This window comes from Glaciibacter kafniensis (assembly GCF_039538945.1).
Classification (GTDB): Bacteria; Actinomycetota; Actinomycetes; order Actinomycetales; family Microbacteriaceae; genus Cryobacterium; species Cryobacterium kafniensis.
Genome location: NZ_BAABCN010000002.1, coordinates 1,008,128 through 1,027,622 on the forward strand (window position 1 = coordinate 1,008,128; position 19,495 = coordinate 1,027,622).

General features: G+C 65.7%; 18 protein-coding genes and 1 riboswitch. Of the genes, 5 read left to right on the forward strand and 13 right to left on the reverse strand.

Annotated features, from left to right (window positions below):
• Nucleotides 1–4: 4 nt before the first annotated feature.
• A complete protein-coding gene (locus tag ABD791_RS05250; RefSeq protein ID WP_345063001.1) occupies nucleotides 5–637 on the reverse strand; it encodes an ECF transporter S component in 633 nt (210 codons plus the stop codon).
• A 32-nt stretch (nucleotides 638–669) separates the two neighbouring features.
• Nucleotides 670–770: riboswitch (TPP riboswitch) on the reverse strand.
• A gap of 99 nt (nucleotides 771–869) precedes the next feature.
• Here ABD791_RS05250 and ABD791_RS05255 point away from each other — a divergent pair.
• Nucleotides 870–1,052, forward strand: coding sequence for a hypothetical protein (locus tag ABD791_RS05255; protein WP_345063004.1), 183 nt, complete (start codon nucleotides 870–872; stop codon nucleotides 1,050–1,052).
• 21 nt (nucleotides 1,053–1,073) lie between these two features.
• Here ABD791_RS05255 and ABD791_RS05260 read toward each other — a convergent pair whose 3' ends face one another.
• Nucleotides 1,074–1,439 (reverse strand): spore germination protein GerW family protein, encoded by a 366-nt coding sequence (locus ABD791_RS05260; protein WP_345063007.1) that lies wholly within the window; start codon nucleotides 1,437–1,439, stop codon nucleotides 1,074–1,076.
• Nucleotides 1,440–1,449: 10 nt separating this feature from the next.
• The gene (locus ABD791_RS05265) at nucleotides 1,450–2,685 is read right to left on the reverse strand and encodes a DNA polymerase IV (protein WP_345063010.1); all 1,236 of its coding nucleotides are present in this window, start codon (nucleotides 2,683–2,685) and stop codon (nucleotides 1,450–1,452) included.
• A gap of 134 nt (nucleotides 2,686–2,819) precedes the next feature.
• On the opposite strand from ABD791_RS05265, the gene ABD791_RS05270 reads away from it, so the two are divergent.
• Nucleotides 2,820–3,383, forward strand: coding sequence for a TIGR03086 family metal-binding protein (locus tag ABD791_RS05270; RefSeq protein ID WP_345063012.1), 564 nt, complete (start codon nucleotides 2,820–2,822; stop codon nucleotides 3,381–3,383).
• Between the two features lie 48 nt (nucleotides 3,384–3,431).
• On the opposite strand, the gene ABD791_RS05275 is transcribed toward ABD791_RS05270, so the two are convergent.
• The 8 genes from ABD791_RS05275 to ABD791_RS05310 form a co-directional block, all read right to left on the reverse strand.
• A complete protein-coding gene (locus ABD791_RS05275; RefSeq protein WP_345063014.1) occupies nucleotides 3,432–4,544 on the reverse strand; it encodes a VIT1/CCC1 transporter family protein in 1,113 nt (370 codons plus the stop codon).
• An 8-nt stretch (nucleotides 4,545–4,552) separates the two neighbouring features.
• Nucleotides 4,553–4,861: a hypothetical protein gene (locus tag ABD791_RS05280; RefSeq protein ID WP_345063017.1), complete on the reverse strand. Its 309-nt coding sequence runs from the start codon at nucleotides 4,859–4,861 to the stop codon at nucleotides 4,553–4,555.
• A 2-nt stretch (nucleotides 4,862–4,863) separates the two neighbouring features.
• Nucleotides 4,864–6,369 (reverse strand): Asp-tRNA(Asn)/Glu-tRNA(Gln) amidotransferase subunit GatB, encoded by a 1,506-nt coding sequence (gene gatB, locus ABD791_RS05285; RefSeq protein WP_345063020.1) that lies wholly within the window; start codon nucleotides 6,367–6,369, stop codon nucleotides 4,864–4,866.
• Nucleotides 6,369–7,928 (reverse strand): Asp-tRNA(Asn)/Glu-tRNA(Gln) amidotransferase subunit GatA, encoded by a 1,560-nt coding sequence (gene gatA, locus ABD791_RS05290; RefSeq protein WP_345063023.1) that lies wholly within the window; start codon nucleotides 7,926–7,928, stop codon nucleotides 6,369–6,371. Before gatA ends, gatB begins: the two co-directional genes overlap by 1 nt.
• A gap of 2 nt (nucleotides 7,929–7,930) precedes the next feature.
• The gene (gatC, locus tag ABD791_RS05295; protein WP_345063026.1) at nucleotides 7,931–8,227 is read right to left on the reverse strand and encodes an Asp-tRNA(Asn)/Glu-tRNA(Gln) amidotransferase subunit GatC; all 297 of its coding nucleotides are present in this window, start codon (nucleotides 8,225–8,227) and stop codon (nucleotides 7,931–7,933) included.
• A 38-nt stretch (nucleotides 8,228–8,265) separates the two neighbouring features.
• Nucleotides 8,266–9,705 carry an alpha/beta hydrolase gene (locus tag ABD791_RS05300; RefSeq protein WP_345063029.1) on the reverse strand — a complete coding sequence of 480 codons (1,440 nt, stop codon included), beginning with the start codon at nucleotides 9,703–9,705 and terminating at the stop codon, nucleotides 8,266–8,268.
• A gap of 158 nt (nucleotides 9,706–9,863) precedes the next feature.
• The gene (ligA, locus tag ABD791_RS05305; protein WP_425562220.1) at nucleotides 9,864–12,164 is read right to left on the reverse strand and encodes an NAD-dependent DNA ligase LigA; all 2,301 of its coding nucleotides are present in this window, start codon (nucleotides 12,162–12,164) and stop codon (nucleotides 9,864–9,866) included.
• A 56-nt stretch (nucleotides 12,165–12,220) separates the two neighbouring features.
• Entirely contained in the window at nucleotides 12,221–12,490 is a 270-nt protein-coding gene (locus ABD791_RS05310; RefSeq protein WP_345063031.1) for a hypothetical protein, read from the reverse strand.
• A 145-nt stretch (nucleotides 12,491–12,635) separates the two neighbouring features.
• Between ABD791_RS05310 and ABD791_RS05315 the strand changes: the two genes are divergently transcribed.
• Nucleotides 12,636–13,883 (forward strand): amidohydrolase, encoded by a 1,248-nt coding sequence (locus ABD791_RS05315; RefSeq protein WP_345063033.1) that lies wholly within the window; start codon nucleotides 12,636–12,638, stop codon nucleotides 13,881–13,883.
• A gap of 529 nt (nucleotides 13,884–14,412) precedes the next feature.
• Here the strand turns inward: ABD791_RS05315 and ABD791_RS05320 are convergent.
• A complete protein-coding gene (locus ABD791_RS05320) occupies nucleotides 14,413–16,032 on the reverse strand; it encodes an HNH endonuclease signature motif containing protein (protein WP_345063036.1) in 1,620 nt (539 codons plus the stop codon).
• Between the two features lie 349 nt (nucleotides 16,033–16,381).
• On the opposite strand from ABD791_RS05320, the gene ABD791_RS05325 reads away from it, so the two are divergent.
• Nucleotides 16,382–17,425: a PhzF family phenazine biosynthesis protein gene (locus ABD791_RS05325; RefSeq protein ID WP_345063038.1), complete on the forward strand. Its 1,044-nt coding sequence runs from the start codon at nucleotides 16,382–16,384 to the stop codon at nucleotides 17,423–17,425.
• Between the two features lie 142 nt (nucleotides 17,426–17,567).
• Here ABD791_RS05325 and ABD791_RS05330 read toward each other — a convergent pair whose 3' ends face one another.
• On the reverse strand, nucleotides 17,568–18,488 hold the full coding sequence (locus ABD791_RS05330; protein WP_345063040.1) for an alpha/beta fold hydrolase: 921 nt from the start codon (nucleotides 18,486–18,488) through the stop codon (nucleotides 17,568–17,570).
• A gap of 265 nt (nucleotides 18,489–18,753) precedes the next feature.
• Between ABD791_RS05330 and ABD791_RS05335 the strand changes: the two genes are divergently transcribed.
• Nucleotides 18,754–19,461 carry a class I SAM-dependent methyltransferase gene (locus ABD791_RS05335; RefSeq protein ID WP_345063043.1) on the forward strand — a complete coding sequence of 236 codons (708 nt, stop codon included), beginning with the start codon at nucleotides 18,754–18,756 and terminating at the stop codon, nucleotides 19,459–19,461.
• Nucleotides 19,462–19,495: the final 34 nt, after the last annotated feature.

The following is a 19,495-nucleotide window of genomic DNA, read 5'->3' on the forward strand; positions in this document are numbered from 1 at the left end:
AGCCTTAGACCTCGCGTGTGATCTGACGCCCGGCGGCGAAACGGTTGAGCGCCCCGGTTCGGGCCAGTCCGCGCATGGCCAGCCACGAAAGCACACCGGCCACGACCGCGCCAGAGACCAGAGCAGAGATCACGTAGATGATGCTGAATTCGTTGCTTGCCCCCGGGTACCAAAGGAGCAGGTCATTGACAGCCATCGCGAGGCCGGCACCGGCACCGGCGAGAATCGCGACGTAGAGGCGGTAGTTGGCGTAGAGGAAGAGCGCGAAGACAATTTCGGCTCCGAGGCCCTGAACCGCGCCCGACACGAGGGTCAGCGGGCCCCACTCGTTTCCGCCGACCAATGTCGAGACGACGGCGGCGACCAGTTCGGTGAAGAGCGCGGCGCCTGGCTTGCGGATAATGAGACCACCGAGCACTGCGGCGAAGAGCCAGCCGCCGCCGAGCAGCGCCTGCAGGCCAGGCAGTACAGGGCTGAGCACCGCGCTGAGCGGATTCGAGGCCTGGTTCCAGACAATGAAAATAAGGCCGCTGGCGACGCCGATGACGCTGGCGACGACGATGTCGACGACCCGCCAGCGCAAAGAGCGCGGCTTACGTTGAGTCGACGAGGTGTGAAGAGTTGTTGATGCGTGCACTGTACGTGCCCTTTCCGTAGTTGAATACAGGGCACGGGTTTGAGAAGCCTTCCTGCGCTGGCATGATCCAGATCAGGTTCGACGGTCGAAGCTTGAGAAGCTTCCTCTCAGCCCGGCTCACCGGACTCCCGTGTTCACTCCTCACTATACCGCCGCCTAGAATCGCTTAGATGGGTTCAGTCGGCACGCGCGCGGGCACACGCCGCACTCTACGTCGTCAGGGCGGTCGAAAATGATCGTTCTGCTGGTGCTCGCCGTCTTGATGCTGGTGCTCATCCGGTCATTCATTCGCCGCCGGCGTCGACAGCATCTGGGTCTCCCGGTGCACGGCCCCTGGCATATCCCCGAGTGGGTGCGTCAGCGCTGGCAGAACCGCCGGCTGATTCGACTGCGGTGCCCGGGCAAAAGCCGCTAGCGCGAGAGCGTGCGAATCGCCCTAGCGCTTGAGTGCGCGGATCACTCGAGCAAGAGCATGGCCGCTCACCCAGACGAACGGGATGCCGACGGCCAGCAGCGAGATCAGGTTCGGCTCGAATCGCGCACGACCGTTCTCGGTGACGTACGCACCGACCGGAATCGACAGCCCGCCGCCGCCACCACCGCTGGATGACGCGCCGCGCTCCTCGCTGTCGGCGTCATCGCCGTTGTCTTCTGTACCGCCGTCTGTGCCGGCGCCGAACCCAAATTGCACAAAAGCGACCGGAAGAATGGTCACCCCGTCAACGGTGACCGGCTCCCCATAGGCAGCCTTGACGCCGATCGTGCCGATGTTCTCTGCGAGCTTCACAATGAGATTGGTCATGCGGTTCAGGCTACTCCCTCGGTCCAGGTGGGCGCGAAGATTTCAGCTGCGACGCAGGCCTCACGGTGCCGCGGCCGAACCGGGCGGTCAAAGAATCGACCGCCAGCTCGGCTTCTCGCCAGCCCTCATCCGGATCCCAGAGACCGAGTCCCACGCCGTCTGGGTCGCCCAACTGTTCGATACGCACCCCGATCAAGCGCACGCGGATGCCGGAGCGCGCGAGAGTGTCGAAACTCGCGACCGCTTCCTCGTAGATCCGCCGACCGACATTCGTTGATTCGGCCAGCGTGCGCGAGCGCGACACCGTGCTGAAATCGGTGTACCGAAGCTTGAGCACCACCGTTCGGCCGACCAACCCGGAGCGGCGCAGCCGAGCCGCCACCTCGTCGGACAATCGCAGAATCTCGCTGCGCAACTGGGCGACATCCGTCACATCGTGTTCAAAGGTGACCTCATGCCCGATGCTCTTCTCTTCGCGTTCGAGGGAGATTTGGCGCGGGTCACGGCCCCAGGAGAGCTCGAAGAGCTTCTGCCCTGACGCGACCCCCAATGTCGATTGCAAAACCGGCAGTGGCGTGTTGGCGATATCGCCGATGGTGCGCAATCCGAGCCGGGTGAGATTTTCCTCAGTGCTGGCGCCGACACCCCACATCGCGGAGACCGGCAGCGGGTGCAAGAACGCGAGGGTATCCTCGGCGGGAATCACGAGGAGGCCGTCAGGTTTGGCCCTGCCAGAGGCGAGCTTGGCAATGAACTTGGTGGATGCAGCGCCCACCGAACAGGTGAGCCCGGTTTCGGCCTGCACCCGGCGTCGAATCAGCGCGCCGATCTCAGCCGGGCCGCCGTGCAGCCGTCGGGCACCGGCCACGTCGAGAAACGCCTCGTCGATGCCGAGGACCTCAACGAGCGGAGTCACGTCCCCGAAAATCTGCATCACCTGGTGCGACAGCGCCTTGTAGCGGTCGAAGTGAGGTTCGAGTACGACGGCGTCGGGGCAGCGGCGCAGCGCGACCGACATCGGCATGGCCGAGTTCACGCCGTAGCGGCGGGCCACATAGTTGGCGGCGGTGACGACCGAACGCCCCGAACGGTGCCCGACGACAACCGGTTTGTTCACCAATTCGGGGTGGTCGAGCAGTTCGACAGACGCAAAGAAGGCATCCAGGTCGATGTGCAACATTGTGGCTGAGCGATCATCGACGGTGTGCGCCGAGACTTGTCTGCCCCGCCCATCCTGTTTGCTCATACTGCGACCCTAACCCGGTCGGCTGAAGAGTCACGAACTGAGGGAATGCCTGGGGCGTGGCGACCGTTGCAGAAGACAAGATTGATCGAGAGTTACTGAAAAGCGCGGAGGAAACGCCCATGTCGAGTGACTGGTTGACACTACAAACGCAAGCCCATCGCGAGTTCTCTGACCGAGTCGCCGCCATCACCGATTGGGACGCGGCCACTCCCGACACCGAGTGGAGCGTTCGGGACTTGGTGCGGCACGTCATCGTGGAACAGCAGTGGATTCCGCCGCTCCTGCGGGGGCTGAGCCTACGCGATGCCCGACGGGAGCTCGCTCCGCTCGGAGCAGATCTGGCTGCCGAGTGGCAGAAGCACTCGGCCCTCGCGACGGAGGCGTGGCGTTCGACGCCGCCGCATGTCTCTGTACAGCTTTCGTATGACACGGTGACAGCCGAGGACTACCTGCGCGAGCAGGTGTCGGATGTCACGATCCACAGCTGGGACCTCGCCCGTGCCACGGCGGCCGATGAAACTCTCGACGACGCCTTGGTCGCTGCGGTGTGGACGGTGTTCGAGCCGCAGAAAGACACGCTGCAGGCGAGCGGGTTGTTTGCCTCACCCGTGCCGCTGGCCGATGACGCTCCCCTGCAGTCACGCCTGCTGGCGTTGACAGGGCGCGACGATCGCGTCAGATCTGCACAGGTCGGCTAGGCGCCGGATGGTCGGCTAGGTCGACGAGGTCGCTAGCCGACCGACGGGCTAACCGACCGACGTGCCGAACAGCAGACCGAGCAGGTAGGTCACTCCCGCCGCACCGAGACCGATCGCCACCTGCCGAAGTGCACGCTTGAGCGGCGGAGCACCGGAGAGCAATCCGACGATCGCACCGGTGCCGAGCAGTGCGATTCCGACGAGAACCGCGGCAACAACGACGGCAGCGATCCCCTGCATCCCGAAGAGGTACGGGAGAATCGGGAGCAAGGCACCAGAGGCAAAGAAGCAGAAACTCGAGATCGCGGCGCTCATGCCGGTTCCGACCGCTTCGTGCTCGTCGACATCCGCCGCAGTCGGCGCACCGTCTGCCGCGGCGCCGCCGGCGGTCACACTGATCGAGCCTGTCGCCAAGGCAACGCCCCGCAGCACCTCTTCGGCATGACGAGCAGCCTCATCGGGAGCCATGCCGCGTGCGCGGTAAACCAAGGTCAGCTCGTTGGCTGCCAGGTCGAGATGCGGAAGCGCGCTCTGCGTCTCGGGGTTAGGCGAGGATGCCTCCAACAACTCGCGCTGGGAGCGCACGGAGACGTACTCCCCCGCGCCCATCGACAGGGCGCCGGCCAGCAGACCCGCGACCCCGGTGAACAAGATCGTCGAGGCGGGAACACCCGTCGCTCCGATACCGAGCACCAGAGCGAGGTTGCTGACAAGTCCGTCGTTGACACCGAACACCGCGGCGCGAAAGGTTCCGGAGAGGCGCTTGCGGCCACGGGCGGCCAATCCCCTGACCACCTCTTCATGGATGCGTTCATCGGCGGCCATCGCGTCGGTGGCGTCGACATCCGCTTCGTAGGGTGATCGCGACTCGGCCCGCTGCGCGAGCGCCAACACGAACACCGACCCGAACCGGCGGGCCAGAAACGCGAGGAACCGGGTGCGCAATGCCCCCTTGCGCGGCGCGCCGACGTTGTCGCCCAGGAGGATGCGCCAATGCTCCTCGTGACGGCCTTCGGCCTCGGCAAGAGCCAACAGGATGTCGCGCTCCTCGCCGGCGCGTCGACCGGCGAGGTCGCGGTAGACCGCAGCCTCGGCCTGCTCATCGGCCAGGTAGCGACGCCACCGGCGAATCTCAGCCTGGCTGGGGATGCGGTCAACCATCACGTCGGTCACGCCTCAGGCGCGATCGACAACAGACTTTCGGGCACCTTGACCGATTCGTGCGGACCGGAGCCGTCGAGCGCAAAGAACGGCTCGTCGAATTGCACCTCCCAGATCGGTTCTCGAGCGCTTACCGGCGCAAGGAACGCGGCGCCCATCATTTCGCCGGGAGCCACGATCACGCCGACGGGGTCGCTGATCTCCGTGTCGGGGAAGCGGCTCCGGTCGAGGCGCACGACGACCTGCACGCCGACACCGAATCCGGTGCCGGCGGGCGTTGAAGTGCTCGAGTCAGTCGAGCCGTGTCGTCTCCACATAGCTATTCGGCGCTTCCGGCTCGTTCGAGAACCAGCTCGCGCACCCGGGCGGCATCCGCCTGGCCGCGCATTGCCTTCATCACGGCGCCGATCACTGCGCCAGCGGCCTGCACCTTGCCGTCGCGGATCTTCGCCAGCACGTCGGGCTGCGACGCGAGAGCCTCATCGATGGCAATGATCAGCGGGCCGTCGTCGCTGACAACAGCCAGGCCGCGGGAGGCAACAACGTCGGCAGGGGTGCCCTCACCGGCGATGACGCCTTCAAGTACCTGGCGGGCCAGACGGTCGGTCAGCGTGCCGTCATCAACGAGTGCGATCAGGGCAGCGACCTGCGCGGGGTCGACGAGGGTGTCGGAGGCGACACCAGCGGCGTTGGCGAGACGAGCGATCTCACCAGTCCACCATTTGCGGGCAGACTGCGCACCAGCACCGGCGGCGACGGTCGCCTCAACGGCGTCGAGCAGCTCGGAGTTCACGACATCCTGGAACTCCAGGTTCGCGAAGCCCCAGTCGGCCTGCAGGCGCTTGCGGCGGGCGGCGGGCGGCTCGGGCAGAGTGGCACGCAGCTCCTCGACCCATTCGCGCGACGGCGCCATCGGCAGCAGGTCGGGCTCCGGAAAGTAGCGGTAGTCGTCGGCATCAGACTTCGGCCGACCAGCGCTCGTGACGCCGGTGTCTTCGTGCCAGTGCCGGGTCTCCTGGGTGATGGTTCCCCCGGCAGAGAGCACTGCAGCCTGACGCTGGATTTCGTAGCGCACCGCGCGCTCGACCGAGCGCAGCGAGTTGACGTTCTTGGTCTCGGTGCGGGTGCCGAGCACGTCGGAGCCACGCGGGCGCAGGGAGACGTTGGCGTCGCAACGCACGTTTCCCTCTTCCATGCGGGCGTTGGAGACGCCGAGCGCTTTAACGATCTCCCGCACGGCGGCGACATAGGTCTTCGCGATCTCGGGCGAGTCGGCCTCGCCGCCCTCGATCATGCGGGTCACGATCTCGACGAGGGGCACGCCGCCACGGTTGTAGTCGACCAGCGAGTAGTCGGCGCCCTGGATGCGTCCGGTCGAGCCACCCTTGTGGGTGAGCTTTCCGGCGTCGTCTTCCATGTGAGCGCGCTCGATGTCGACGGTGACCAGACGGCCGCTTTCGAGTTCGATCGTGAGCGAACCATCGAAGGCGATCGGATCGTCATACTGCGAGGTCTGAAAGTTCTTCGCTGTGTCTGGATAGAAATAGTTCTTGCGGGCGAACCGCGAGTTTTCGGCGATCTCGCAGCCCAAGGCGAGGCCCAGACGGATGCTCGACTCGACCGCCTGCTTGTTCACCTGCGGCAAACCACCGGGCAGGCCCAGGCAGGTCGGGCAGGTATTGGTGTTGGCGCCCTGGCCGAATTCGTTGGCGCAGCCGCAGAACATCTTGGTCTTGGTGTTGAGTTCGACGTGCACCTCGAAGCCGAGCACCGGCTCGTACAGTTCGAGGGCTTTATCGAAGTCCATCAGTTCAGCCTTCTTCATCAGAGGACTCCCCCTTCGGTTGCGAATGCTGGGTGGGACAGGGTGGAGCCGGACAACGCGGGCGCCTGGCTGAGCAGTGTGTGACCCCAGGTCTGCTCCTGCAGACGCTCGATGGCCGCGCCGATGGTGTAGAGGCGGGCGTCTTCTCTGGCCGGAGCCATGATCTGAAGCCCAACCGGCAAGCCGTCTTCGGGGGCGAGCCCGATCGGCAGGCTCATGCCAGGGATGCCGGCCAGGTTGGCCGGAATCGTGGTCACGTCGTTGAGGTACATCGCCATCGGGTCTTCGCGCTTCTCGCCGAACTTGAACGCGGTGGTCGGGGCGCTCGGGGAGATGAGCACATCCACCTGACTGAACGCGGCTGCGAAGTCACGCTGGATCAGCGTGCGCACCTTCTGCGCGCTGCCGTAGTAAGCGTCGTAGTACCCGGCCGACAGCGCGTAGGTGCCGAGGATGATGCGGCGTTTGACCTCTGGTCCGAAGCCGACGTCGCGGGTGGCCGCCATCACGCGCTCGCTCGTCATCGGCCCGTCTGCCGGGTCGACACGGATGCCGAAACGCACGGAGTCGAAGCGGGCGAGGTTGCTCGAAGCTTCGGCCGGCAGGATCAGGTAGTAGGCCGCGACGGCGTACTCGAAGTTCGGTGCGCTGACCTCGGTGATCTCGGCGCCAGCAGCGGAAAGCAGAGCAAGCGTTTCGTTGAAGCGCTGCTTGACTCCGGCCTGGAAGCCTTCGCCATTCAGTTCCTTCACCACACCGACCTTGACGCCCTTGAGGGCGCCGTCTGCCAGGCCTGCGCGAGCGGCAGCGGCCATCGAAGGCCAGGAATCGGTGAGCGAGGTGGAGTCGAGCGGGTCGTGCCCGCCGATGACGTCGTGCAGCAGCGCAGAGTCGTACACGGTGCGGGAGACTGGGCCGACCTGGTCGAGCGAGGAGGCCAGGGCGATCGCGCCGTAGCGGGAAACGCCGCCGTAAGTCGGCTTGACGCCGACGGAACCGGTGACGGCTGCAGGCTGGCGGATCGATCCGCCGGTGTCGCTCCCGAGCGCGAGCGGTGCTTCGAAGGCACTGACGGCGGCAGCTGAGCCACCACCGGATCCGCCGGGAATGCGGTCACGGTCCCACGGGTTGCGGGTCACACCGTACGCGGAATGCTCGGTCGACGAGCCCATCGCGAACTCGTCCATGTTCGTCTTACCGAGCGGAATCAGGTCGGCGTTGCGCAGACGGGCGACGACTGTCGCGTCGTAGGGCGGAATCCAGCCTTCGAGAATCTTCGATCCGGAGGTCGTCGGCATGTCCTGAGTGGCGAGCACGTCTTTGATGGCGATTGGAACGCCGGCAAGCGGGCCGAGAGCGTCACCGGCGGCGCGGCGGGCGTCGACGTCCGCGGCAGTCGCGAGGGCGGCATCCGCTGAAACGTGCAGAAAGGCATGAAGGTCGGTGTCGACCGCAGCGATCTGGTCGAGGTGGGCGCGGGTGACCTCGACGGCGCTGACCGAGCGGTCAGAGAGCAGCGTGCTGAGGTTTGCTGCGGAGAGGGCGATCAGGTCGGTCATGGTTACTCCTCATCCAGGATCGCGGGCACGCGGAACTTGTCGCCGTCACGCGCCGGTGCACCGGAGAGCGCCTGCTCGACGGTCAGCGACGGAACGACGACGTCTTCGCGGTAGACGTTGGTCAGTGGCATCGGGTGGCTGGTCGCCGGAACGTCGGGCGTGGCGACGGCTGTCACCTTTGCGACGGAGTCGACAATCTGGCCAAGGTCAGCGGTGAGATTCGCGATCTCTTCTGGACTGAGGTCGATCCGGGCGAGGTGCGCCAGATGGGCCACCTGCTCGGCCGTGATTTCAGACATGTGTCTCCGTACGGGTTCGTCGAGTGAATCCGTCAATTCTATTCGGAGCGGCCAGTGACCTGTTTCGCATAGCCGGTTCCGATGAGCGCCATGTTGTGAAGCGATTCACTTCCGGGGGTGAAGTATTCGTTGTGGCCGAACGAGGCTTTCAGCCATTTGCCGCTCAGGGCATCGCGGTTTCCCGACACACCCAGGCGGTGTGCACCGTACGAGCTGGCGCCGGGGTCACTGCCGAAGAAGCCGCTGTTCACCGCCGGATCCCAGTCAGCCTCCCCCACGAACACTTCACCACCATTGACATTCAGGTCGGAGGCCGATTGCGAGGCGCTGCCGGGCGAGCCCACCATGGTGAACGTGTCGACGGAGAGAGTGCCGCGCGCCAATGCCACGAGAGACAGCACCGAACCATACGAGTGCCCGATGATACTGAGGAACGGCTGGTCGTCTCCACGCACCTCACGGAGTCCGTTGATTGCACGCTCCAGCTGATCGGCACCGTTCTCAGCACGGTCCAACCCGCCGACCGAGAAGAGGTCGGGAGTCTCGTATCCGATCCAGGCAATTGTGGCGACCTGCTTGGCCGGTAAGGTCGGGTCGGAGCGTTCCCGCAGAACGCGTTTCTGCTCGGCATAGAGGGCTTCGGCCGTGGCCGACCAGTTGACGAGCTGCTCCTGCACGCCGTAGTTCATGCCGGGAACCAGGTAGGTCACGAAATCTGCGGTGTCGGGGTTGCCGATGACCACCACGGCCCGGCCGCCGTCGGCCGGATCGAGCTGCATGAGATAGCGGGCCGCATGCCCTGCCCCCTCTGCGACAGCCAGCTTGACCTGGCGAAGAATCGAGAGCTCCTGCGTCAGGCCTGTCTGCTCGCCTCGCGAGTGGCCGCTGGCCAAACGTTGGCGGATGTCTGCATCGGTCTCGCTGAGGTACCGCAGATTCGCGACGCTGCGTTCGCTCACCGGGATGCCCTCCAGGTTTCCGACAACTCGCGGTGCGGCGGAGAGCCAGGCCGTCTGATCGCTGTTGCCGAGGCCACGCCACCATCCGCTCACCGTGGCCGCAGCTGGTGGAGAGGCGAGGAGCGCGTCAATCTTCGACGGGTAGGCGGACAGAAACTCTGAGATGCCGGCCATGCCGAGACGTGTCAACTCGCTCAGCAGCCGTGCACCGGTCGTCGTACCCAGCGCGGCAGTACCGAGATCGGCACGAGAGGGCACTAGCGGAGAGACGATGGGGAGGACCGGTGAGCTGCCGACACTCATGCCGCGAGACGATGTGCCACGCACGCCGTCTGCCGCGGTGGGGACCATCGAACGCAGATCGCCTGAAAGCTGACGCGTTGGGACCGTCAGGACCGTCTGCATCGCGACATTCTCAGCCACGACGGACATCGACGCGGGGCTTTCGAGCATGCGAGAACCCGAGCCCGCATCAACCATTCCACCGAAGGCCAGCGAGACCGCAACTACAGCTGCCACGTTGACCAGCAAACTCGAGTACGTCCCCTCGTACACATCGAGCACGCCATTGGCTCGACCCCAGGCAGAACGCCCGGTGGTCCCAGCCTACTGAGGGAAGGCCGGCCTAAACCACATTTGTAGCCCCCCGTCCTGGGGGCATATGAGGGCAGGAATAATCAGTCGAACTCGGGCAGCCCAGCTGGACCGGCAGCAAGCAGAATTCGAAAACCGTCGGCATCCAGCACCCGAACACCGAGCTGCTCGGCCTTGGCCAGTTTCGAACCGGCTCCGGGTCCGGCCGCAACAAAGTCGGTGTTTTTCGACACGCTCGACGCGGATTTGCCGCCCGCCGCGATGATCGCCTCCTGCGCACCCTCGCGGGTGAATCCCTCGAGGGAGCCGGTGGCCACGACAGTGAGTCCGGCGAGCACCCCACCGGCGGCCGCAGCCGCACCAGGACCTGGGTGGTCGGGGGTCGCGAATTGCACGCCGGCGCGCGCCCATTCGGCCACGATGTCCTGATGCCAGTCGATGTCGAACCACGCGAGCACCGCATCGGCAATGATCCCGCCGACCCCGTCGACTTCGGCCAGCTCCTCGCGTGAGGCAGCGCGTATTGCATCGAGCGAACCGAAGTGGCCGGCCAATGCACGTGCTGCGACGGGACCGACATGGCGGATGCTCAGGGCGACGATGATGCGCCAGAGCGGCTTGGTCTTGGCGAGCTCGAGGTTCGCGAGCAGCTCAAGCGCATTCTTCGACGGCACCGAGTCTTCGTCGCCCGTGAACACGGCGGCCTCAGGATCGAACGCCGGGTCGGCATCCTTCCCGGTCTTCTTGCGTTTGCGGCGAAAAGGGGTATCGGTCTTCGGCTCGCCGTTCTCGCCAAGCTTGGGCAGACCCGTCTCGGCGTCCCTCACGATCACGGTGACCGGAAAAAGATCTTCGACCCGCAGCGTGAATAGTCCAGCCTCGGTGTGCAGCGGAGGCTCGGCCGGCTCGAGTGGCTGGGTCAGCGCGGCTGCGGCCACCTCGCCCAGCGCCTCAACGTCGAGCGCACCCCGGGAGCCGGCATGCTCGACGCGCCCGCGCACTTGGGCAGGGCAGTTCTTCGCGTTCGGGCAGCGCAGGTCGATGTCGCCCTCTTTCATCGCCCGCAGCGGTGTGCCGCATTCCGGGCAGAACTCCGGCATCACGAACTCGCGCTCAGTGCCGTCTCGTAGCTCAACCACCGGACCGAGAATCTCGGGAATGACGTCGCCCGCCTTGCGCAGAACAACGACGTCCCCGAGCAGAACGCCCTTGGCCTTGACCACGTCTTGATTGTGTAGCGTGGCCTGACGCACGACACTGCCCGCGACACGCACGGGCTCCATGACGGCGTACGGTGTAGCCCGGCCGGTGCGGCCGACACCGACGATGATGTCGAGAAGTTTGGTGTTCACCTGCTCCGGTGGGTACTTGTACGCAATGGCCCAGCGCGGCGCGCGGCTGGTCGCACCGAGCTCGGCGTGTAAGGCGAGCTCGTCGATCTTGATGACAATGCCGTCGATCTCATGCTCGACACTCCCCCGATGCTCACCGAAATAGGCGATGAACTCTGCAGCGTCAGCAGCCGCTGAGTTGACGCGATAGTGGGTGCTGGTGGGTAGGCCCCAGGTGGCCAACAACTCGTACACCTCGGACTGGGCGTCAACGGGAGGACGCTCCCAGGCGCCGATACCGTGCACAAGCATCCGCAGTCGGCCGAGTCTGGCGTGCATGATGCGCAACTGATCGGCGTTCTTCTTCTCGGCCTTCTGGCGCAGCGACCCGCTGGCGGCGTTGCGCGGGTTGGCGAAGACGCGTTCGCCGGCCGCGGCCTGCTCGGCGTTGAGCTCGCGAAATGAGGCGACGGGAAAGAAGACCTCGCCACGCACCTCGACGAGCGGCGGATGCCCGCTGCCGGACAGCCGCTTCGGAATCCCCGGCACGAGGGCGATGTTCTCGGTGACATCTTCACCGACGACGCCGTCACCACGGGTCGCCGCGGTGACCAGCACGCCGTTCTCGTAGCGGAGGTTGATCGCCAGACCGTCGATCTTGAGCTCACAGAGGTAGTGCACCGGGCGACCGGCGTCACGTTCGACTTTGGCTGCCCAGGCCTCGAACTCTTCGATGCTGAACACGTTGTCGAGGCTGAGCATCCGCTCGGTGTGTTGCACCGGGTCGAATAGACTCTGGGCGCGACCGCCCACAGTTTGGGTCGGGCTGTCCTGGCTCTGCAGCTCAGGGAAGAGCCGCTCGAGTTCTTCGAGCCGGTGCATCAGCGCGTCGTACTCCTCGTCGGAGGCGATGGCGGCGCTCTTCTCGTAGTACGCCTCGCGCAGCTCGAGAATGCGCGTCGTCAGCTGGGCCGCTTCGCCTTGGGCGGCGTGCACATCGTCGTCAAGCGATCCGGCGTCGTGAAAGTCGTTGGTCTTCGGTGTCTCTGCCACCCGATCAGTTTACGGAACTGAGGTCAGACGCTCAGTACTGATCTTTCGAGTCGGCGTCAGCGGGATGTGCGTGAATCCTTTTTCGGCGATGCATCGGCTGGGCGTGCACGGAATCCCAGAACCGACCTGTTGCGCCCGCTGGCCCGGCTGTCCCATTGCCCCCGCGTTGCAAGCGCCATCAGGGCGATCCCGGCCAGAATCAGCCAGAAATAGACCGGCGACTGCTCAAGCACGAGCCGAAGCGCTCCGGTCATGATCGCGAACACACCACAGGCAAAGAGAAGTCGGGTGACCTTCCACCCGAATAATGCGCGTCGCTGAGTCATGGTGACACTCTACGCACCGCGCTCCGGTCAGTCGCGTGACATACTCACGACACGCCTACCGAGTGCAACGTCGTCTGCTTCGGGCAGCCACCTAGGCTGTTGCACGACGAAGACGACTGCCTCTGGGGGGCGAAAGGCGTGTGACATGACGACATTGCTGACGGATGTCGAGGCTGTTGCGGCCTCGCTTGAGCCGGTCTATCAGGATCTCCACGCGCATCCGGAGCTGTCGTTCGCCGAACACCGCACAGCCGGCATCGTCGCTGAACGCCTCAGAGCCTTGGGATACGACGTCATCACCGGGATCGGCGGCACGGGCGTTGTCGGGGTACTGAAGAACGGTGCCGGCCGCACCGTGTTGCTCAGAGCCGACATGGATGCTCTTCCGGTGCGGGAAGCGACGGGGCTCAGCTATGCGAGCACCGCACACGCAATCGATCTCGATGGCCACGACGTTCCGGTCATGCACGCCTGTGGGCACGACGTTCACGTCACGTGTCTGCTGGGGGCTGCCGAAATTCTTCTCCGCCAGGCCGTCGACTGGTCGGGTACCCTGGTCGTGCTTTTCCAGCCGGCCGAGGAGCAGGGCGGCGGTGCGCGGGCGATGGTCGATGACGGCTTGTACGAGCGCATTCCCGTGCCGGATGTCGTGCTCGGCCAGCATGTTGCTCCGGTTCCGGCCGGCGTGCTCGGCGTTCATGCCGGTGAGGCCTTTGCCGGGGCCGATTCGTTGCTCGTGCGACTCTTCGGTCGCGGTGGTCACGGATCCCGCCCCGAAACCACCATCGACCCGGTTGTGATGGCTGCAGCAGCGGTCATGCGCCTGCAGACCGTCGTCTCGCGGGATGTTGCCGGCAGCGACACCGCGGTGGTGACGGTGGGGCAGATTCACTCGGGCACCAAGAACAACATCATCCCCGATGAGGCGACGCTCGGGCTCAGCATCCGTTCGACGACGACCGTTGTTCGCGATCGGATCATTGCGTCTGTGCACCGCATCGTCACGGCAGAGGCCGCGGCCTCCGGGGCCGAGCGCGAACCCGAGTTCATTGCGCAGGAGTCATTTCCGGTGCTGGTCAACGATCCGGCAGCCACGGCCCGAACTGTCGGAGCGTTCCGTGAGGCGTTTGGGGACCAGCGCGTGCTTGACCCGGGTGCGGTGACCGGAAGCGAAGATGTCGGTGAACTCTCGACCGCGGTCGGTGCGCCTCTGGTCTATTGGATTCTCGGCGGACACGATCCTGAGCAGTTTGCTGCCGCGACTGCTGCGGGCACTGTGGAGCGGGACATCCCGTCGAATCACTCACCGTATTTTGCTCCCGTCATGCGTCCGACCCTCGATACCGGGATCGCGGCGCTGACCGTTGCGGCGCGTGAGTGGTTCAAGCCCTAACAGTGTGTCTCGTGGATTCTTCGCCAGCGTGATGTGAAACAAGGTTCTGCCCGGAAGGTCGCGCTTGTCGGTGATTGTGCCGCTGGTCGAGCCTGTCGGGACCGGGTGGGCCGGTCTCCATTCCGGTGGTCGAGCTTGTCGGGACCAGGTAGGCCGATCTCTTGACGTGGGTTGCGTTTGAACATTCGCTCACGAGGTCTCGAGCTTCGGGGCCGCTGTGCGGCATGGTGGTGGACGAATGTGACCATTTCGTTGGTCGAGGAGGCCGCCCGCGATCGGGTCGAGACCCCGTGAGCCAATGTTTGAACGCAACTCGAGTTCAAGGATCGGCTCGCGAGATCTCGAGACGCGTGCTCGCAAGCTCGCGCGCTCCTCGATCAACGAAAAGGCCATATACCTAATAGACGCTCGCTGGCGCTCGCTCCTCGACCAACGAGATGGTGATACTCGTTCACCACCATGCCGCGCGGCGGCACCGAAGCTCGATTCCCGGTCGCGAGATCTCGACAGGCTCAACCGATAACGGGGTTCAGCCGGTCAGTCTTGTCGGGTGTTCCGACGGGTGCGCCGACGGATGCTTCGGCGGGTGCTTCGGCGGGAACCGTTCCAGCATCAGCGGACTCTTGCTCGGCATCGGGAGCGGTGTCTGCTCGGCATCGACGGTGACGGGTGGGAGGAGCCAGTAGTCGGCGCCGGTGCGGAACACGTGCCAGTGGTTGTCGTGGAGTAGCAGGTGGTGGGCTTTGCAGAGCAGGATGCCGTCGGCGATATCGGTTTTGCCGTGGTCGGCTTTCCAATGCTCGATGTGGTGTGCTTCGCACCAGGACGCGGGCCGGTCGCAGCCGGGCCAGCGGCAGCCGCCGTCGCGGGCGGCGAGACCGGTGCGTTGTCGTTGGGTGAAGAGGCGTTGGTCGCGGCCGACGTTGATGCATTGGCCGTCGTCGTCGAACTCGATGCCGGTGTACCCGGAACAGAGCAGCCGTTTCACGGTGTCCATCGAGACCGGGTCGGAGTGTCCCTCGATCTGGCCGTGCCCGGGCGGGGCCAGGCCGGTCGAATCGGGGCCGGTCGGCGACATTGCGGTCGGCGACGGTCCGGTCGCTGTCGGACGAGTCAGCGCCTGACCGACCGGTGTCTGACCCGCCAAGTCCTGACCGGCCGGGTTCTGACCGGACAGGTTCTGAAAGGCCGGATCGGGGATGGTGTGCGCGAGGTCGTGTTCGGTGACGAGGATCCGCACGGCCGGGCGGCGGCCGAAGAACACCGTGTTCGGGTCCGCCTCCGCCCCCAGCTGCAAGAGGGCGAGGATCGCATCGGCGGCGATCTGCTCGGTCGTGCGTTCGTCATCGCGGAGGGCGTCGGCGCGGGCCTGCGTCGCCGCATCCACGAACCGGGGGCCGCCGCGTCGGGGCGAGGTGGCGCCGTCGACGATCAACTCGACGAGGCGGCCGTCCTCCGGCGGCAGCAACGCCGACACCCGGTACATCCCGTCGTCCTGACGCCAGATCCGGAAGCTGCGGGCGTCGCGCTGGGTCTTCTCCCGCCGGGCGATGCCGTCCGCGTCGAGCTCGTCGCGCAGGCGGCGGGCGCGGCGGAGCAACTGGTCCGCGTTCAAGGACGCGGCCTCTTCGAGCAGGAACTGCGCGGCGGCGGCGAGCTTCTCGGCGGGCACGCCCGGGTCGATGTCGCCCAGGCCCTTGCGGATCGCCTCCGCCGCATCGATCGAGAGGGTGCCGGCGCGCACCGCGCCGGCAACGACGGCCAGCCAGGGCAGGGTGGCGAACGGAGAACCCGGGTCGGCCTGTTGGAGCTCTTCGGCAGCCTCGGTGTCGGTCATCAGCGTGCCGACCGCGACGAGTTTCGCGGCCTCCGCCCGGGTACCGCCGGTCTCCGATTGAATCAACGCTTCCGGGGTGAGGAAGCCGTGGCGTTGGGCCAGCCCGGAGAAGCCGAGTGCGCGGGAGGAGCGCCGGGCGATCTCGCCGGCCACCCACGCCGCATGCGTGTCGTAGTTCCGACGGATCCGTGCAATTTGTTTCTGGGAGTCGAGCAAGTCCAGCTCGTTAAGTGCTGCGTAGCCGGCCGCACCGTCACCGATGTCCGCGGACGCGACGGCGGCCTGCCGGAGCTGATCGGTGAGATTCTGCATACTTCAAGACTAGAAAAAGGGGAAGACGCAAACCCGAGATTGCGCGCATCCGTGAGCAACTTCTCGACCACTCGCCTGTGGAGGACAGTGGTGGCGGCTGACGCACGTGAGGGCCGGTGTCGAGGCCGACTGGTGAGGTCTCGACGGGCACGACCATCGGGCTGGACGGGATGGATAGGACTCGAAAACAGCTTGCGGGGCCTCGACACGCTCGACCAACGGGTGGGACGACTCAAGGACGACCGACCCGGTCTCGGAAGGCTCAACCACCGGGCTGGTCGGGGACGCGGTCCACCGATCACGAATTGGTCGCTTGTCACGTGCAGCGAGCGGCTGCAGTGTTGACAGCGTGAATTCAACTTCTACCGCCGTTCCGCTCGTTCTCCGCTACACCGCGTTCCCCGCACCCGCTGCATCCGCCGACGAAGCAAGGTATGTCGGCGGAAACCCAGCCGGAGTCGTGCTCGATGCCGCAGGGCTGAGCGATGCGGCAATGCAGCGCATTGCCGCCGACATCGGGTACTCCGAAACGGCATTCGTGACCGAAACGACGACCGATATCGCAACGACGACGACCGATGAGCCGGCGACGGCGACGGCGACGGCGACGGCGAAGGCGAAGGCGACGGCGACGGCGACGGCGACGGCGAAGGCGAAGGCGACGGCGACGGCGACGGCCGACGCAACAGCTGAGACGCGCCGCAGCATCCGCTATTTCTCCCCCGGCGCCGAGGTACCGTTCTGCGGTCACGCGACCATCGCAACGGCGATCGCACTGGCCGAGCGCACGGGCACCGGACGATTCACCTTTGACACCCCGATCGGAGCTGTCGTCATTCAGACGTCCACCGAAGCAGGACACATTGTCGCAGCGTTCACCAGCGTGGTTCCGGAGGTGAAGGCCCTTGACCCTGCAGTGCGGACAGCATTGCTAGCGCTGCTTGGTCTCGCCGAATCCGATCTCGACGAACGTTTTCCGCTGCTCGCCGCCTACGCCGGAAACTGGCATCCGCTGGTCTTCGTGCGCGACCTGGCCACCTTCGACGCGCTGACGTTCGATCCGGTCGACGCTCGACGGATGATGGATGCCGAGGGCTGGGCGGGCACGATCAGCGTGCTGCATGCCCCGGCTGAGTTCAATGCTGGCCTCAACAGTCAGCACGAATTCGAGGCGCGAAACGTCTTTCCGGTGGGCACGATCACCGAAGACCCGGCGACCGGCTCGGCCGCGGCGTCGCTCGGCGGCTACCTGCGTGAGACCGGTCTGCTCGCCACACCAGCGCGCGTGCTGATTCACCAAGGACGCCACGTCGGTCGGCCGAGTCTGCTGACCGTCGATATTCCGGCGGCGGGCGGCATCGTCGTGAGCGGCACCGCCGTGCCCATCGTCTGAATCGCACGCCTCGGCCGAGCAGCACTGCCGCTGGCGTCAATCGGGCTCGTGCCGGCAGGGGCTGTCGAATCGATCGCGGTGCCAACCCGCGCTTCCAATCCGCCGCCCGCGGTGCCAGCCCGCAGTGTCAGCCCCCGCCGTGTCAAAGATCGCCGGCATGGCCCGTCGCCGGCGGATGCAATCGGCCCCGGTGCACCTCCACAGTGCGCGAATTTCCTGGAGAGGCCGGGTCATCGACGATCGGCTGGTCAGCCATGAATGAGCGGATGACGTGGGCGAGTTCGCCCGGATGACTGAAGTTGATCGCGTGCGCTGCCCCCTCAATCAGAACGACGAGCACGTGGTTGTCGGTCTGGCGGGCAATCTCACGGACGCGAGTTGGGCTCGGCATCAACGGATCCCGGCTGCCGATCACCACGAGAGTCGGGATCTCCAAGGCGAGCAGCCGCTGGAGCGACGGGTAGCGAGTAAGTGCCCGGAACATCTTGACCGTGCTCGGAACACCGAATCGCAGGTAGTCGGGGGTCGCCACTCGGATCATGCTCGGGGGTTCACGTCCGCCATCGCGGGCGAGTTGTCCGACGGCCCGGCGTAGCGGCTGGTTGTGCAGCCCGCCGGCTGGTGACACGAGAATGGCGCGGTCGATGCGATCGGGGTGGTGGTACGCGAACTCGCAGATGACCGGGCATCCCATCGAGTTGCCGACCAGGGTGGCTGAGGCCACTCCGCGGTCGTCGAGGAATCGGACAGCGGCGTGCGCGAGGCCGGGGATGTCGAGGGGTTCGGTCGGTTTACCACTCCGCCCAAAACCGGGGAGGTCGGGAACGAGGGTGTGGAATTCGTCGGCGAGCAATTCTGCCGTCGGCAGGAGATAGCGCCCCGAGAGACCGAAGCCGTGCACGTGCATCATCGCCGGCGCATCCGGCGGCACCGGAGATTCCCGATAGAACACGTCAACGCCATCGATTGTGGTCCACCGCTCGGCCAGCGCAGACGCGGGCCGCTTCGGCGTCAATCGATCCTGGTGTCGAGACGACGATGACGCCTTCGAATGTGTCGACATCGCACACTCCCATCCCTCGGCGGCTTCCGGACGCTAGGCGACAAGCCGACCGTGCCAGTCACGAGCCGATCGCCCTCTGCGCACTCATGCGAGCAGCATCCCTGGCCGCCCAATACCTCGACCGTTTCACCGGTTGTCATCGAAGTCAATCCCCACGGGCGTGCAGTGCTGCCACGGGCGGTTGACCAGGATCTAACCGGGCAGGCCGTTGCCGGTTCGGCAACTTTTCTTGGCGAGGGATTCGTCGCGGATGCATGCTGGGGTGATGTACAGAAGCAACGACGTCCCCGCCGCCGACCCCGCTGGCACCAGTCACGATCCGCCCGACCCCGCCGCGGCATCCGCTCGTCACGCGCCTCAAGATCAGAGCACGGTCGAATCTCTGTGGGACCAGCGCTACGCCGACAGGGAGCACCTGTGGAGCGGGAAGCCCAACGCGACGCTGGTCACAGAGGCGCGTGGACTTCGTGCAGGGCGTGCACTGGATGTCGGCTGCGGTGAGGGGGCGGATGCCCTGTGGCTGGCAGAACACGGCTGGGATGTCACTGCGTTGGACGTCTCTCAGGTGGCACTCGACCGAGCCGTCCTTCAGGCCGAAGTGCTCGGTGCGCGGGTGCGTTGGCTGCACTCTGGCCTCATCGAGGCGGCGCTGCCGCCGGCCAGCTTCGACCTGGTCTCCGCGCAGTATCCCGCACTCCTGCGCACCGATGACAATGCCGCGGAGTTCGCGTTGCTGAATGCGGTCGCGCCCGGCGGAGTACTCCTCATCGTGCATCATCCCGTTCCCCGCACTGAGGAGGCCAGCGCCCACGGCTTCGATCCTCACGACTACGTCAGCCCGGCCACCGTCGCTGCCCTGCTCGATGACCGCTGGCGAATCGAGGTCAACGAGACCCGGCCGCGGCACCTGACCGCCGGTGCCGGAGCGCACCACACCGAGGACATCGTGGTGCGTGCGCGACGACTCCGCTGACTCAGACGAAGGATTGTCGACGAAAGCGGCGGAC

Excerpts from the sequence above, each read along its gene's own strand:
- ABD791_RS05265 (WP_345063010.1), bottom strand. The coding sequence starts at position 2,685 with ATGAGCAAACAGGATGGGCGGGGCAGACAAGTCTCGGCGCACACCGTC.
- gatB (WP_345063020.1), bottom strand. The coding sequence starts at position 6,369 with ATGAAGAAGGCTGAACTGATGGACTTCGATAAAGCCCTCGAACTGTAC.
- ABD791_RS05275 (WP_345063014.1), bottom strand. The coding sequence starts at position 4,544 with ATGGTTGACCGCATCCCCAGCCAGGCTGAGATTCGCCGGTGGCGTCGC.
- ABD791_RS05335 (WP_345063043.1), top strand. The coding sequence starts at position 18,754 with ATGTACAGAAGCAACGACGTCCCCGCCGCCGACCCCGCTGGCACCAGT.
- ABD791_RS05320 (WP_345063036.1), bottom strand. The coding sequence starts at position 16,032 with ATGCAGAATCTCACCGATCAGCTCCGGCAGGCCGCCGTCGCGTCCGCG.
- ABD791_RS05260 (WP_345063007.1), bottom strand. The coding sequence starts at position 1,439 with ATGACCAATCTCATTGTGAAGCTCGCAGAGAACATCGGCACGATCGGC.
- ABD791_RS05255 (WP_345063004.1), top strand. The coding sequence starts at position 870 with ATGATCGTTCTGCTGGTGCTCGCCGTCTTGATGCTGGTGCTCATCCGG.
- ABD791_RS05330 (WP_345063040.1), bottom strand. The coding sequence starts at position 18,488 with ATGTCGACACATTCGAAGGCGTCATCGTCGTCTCGACACCAGGATCGA.
- ABD791_RS05280 (WP_345063017.1), bottom strand. The coding sequence starts at position 4,861 with ATGTGGAGACGACACGGCTCGACTGACTCGAGCACTTCAACGCCCGCC.
- ABD791_RS05315 (WP_345063033.1), top strand. The coding sequence starts at position 12,636 with ATGACGACATTGCTGACGGATGTCGAGGCTGTTGCGGCCTCGCTTGAG.
- gatC (WP_345063026.1), bottom strand. The coding sequence starts at position 8,227 with ATGTCTGAAATCACGGCCGAGCAGGTGGCCCATCTGGCGCACCTCGCC.
- ABD791_RS05310 (WP_345063031.1), bottom strand. The coding sequence starts at position 12,490 with ATGACTCAGCGACGCGCATTATTCGGGTGGAAGGTCACCCGACTTCTC.
- gatA (WP_345063023.1), bottom strand. The coding sequence starts at position 7,928 with ATGACCGACCTGATCGCCCTCTCCGCAGCAAACCTCAGCACGCTGCTC.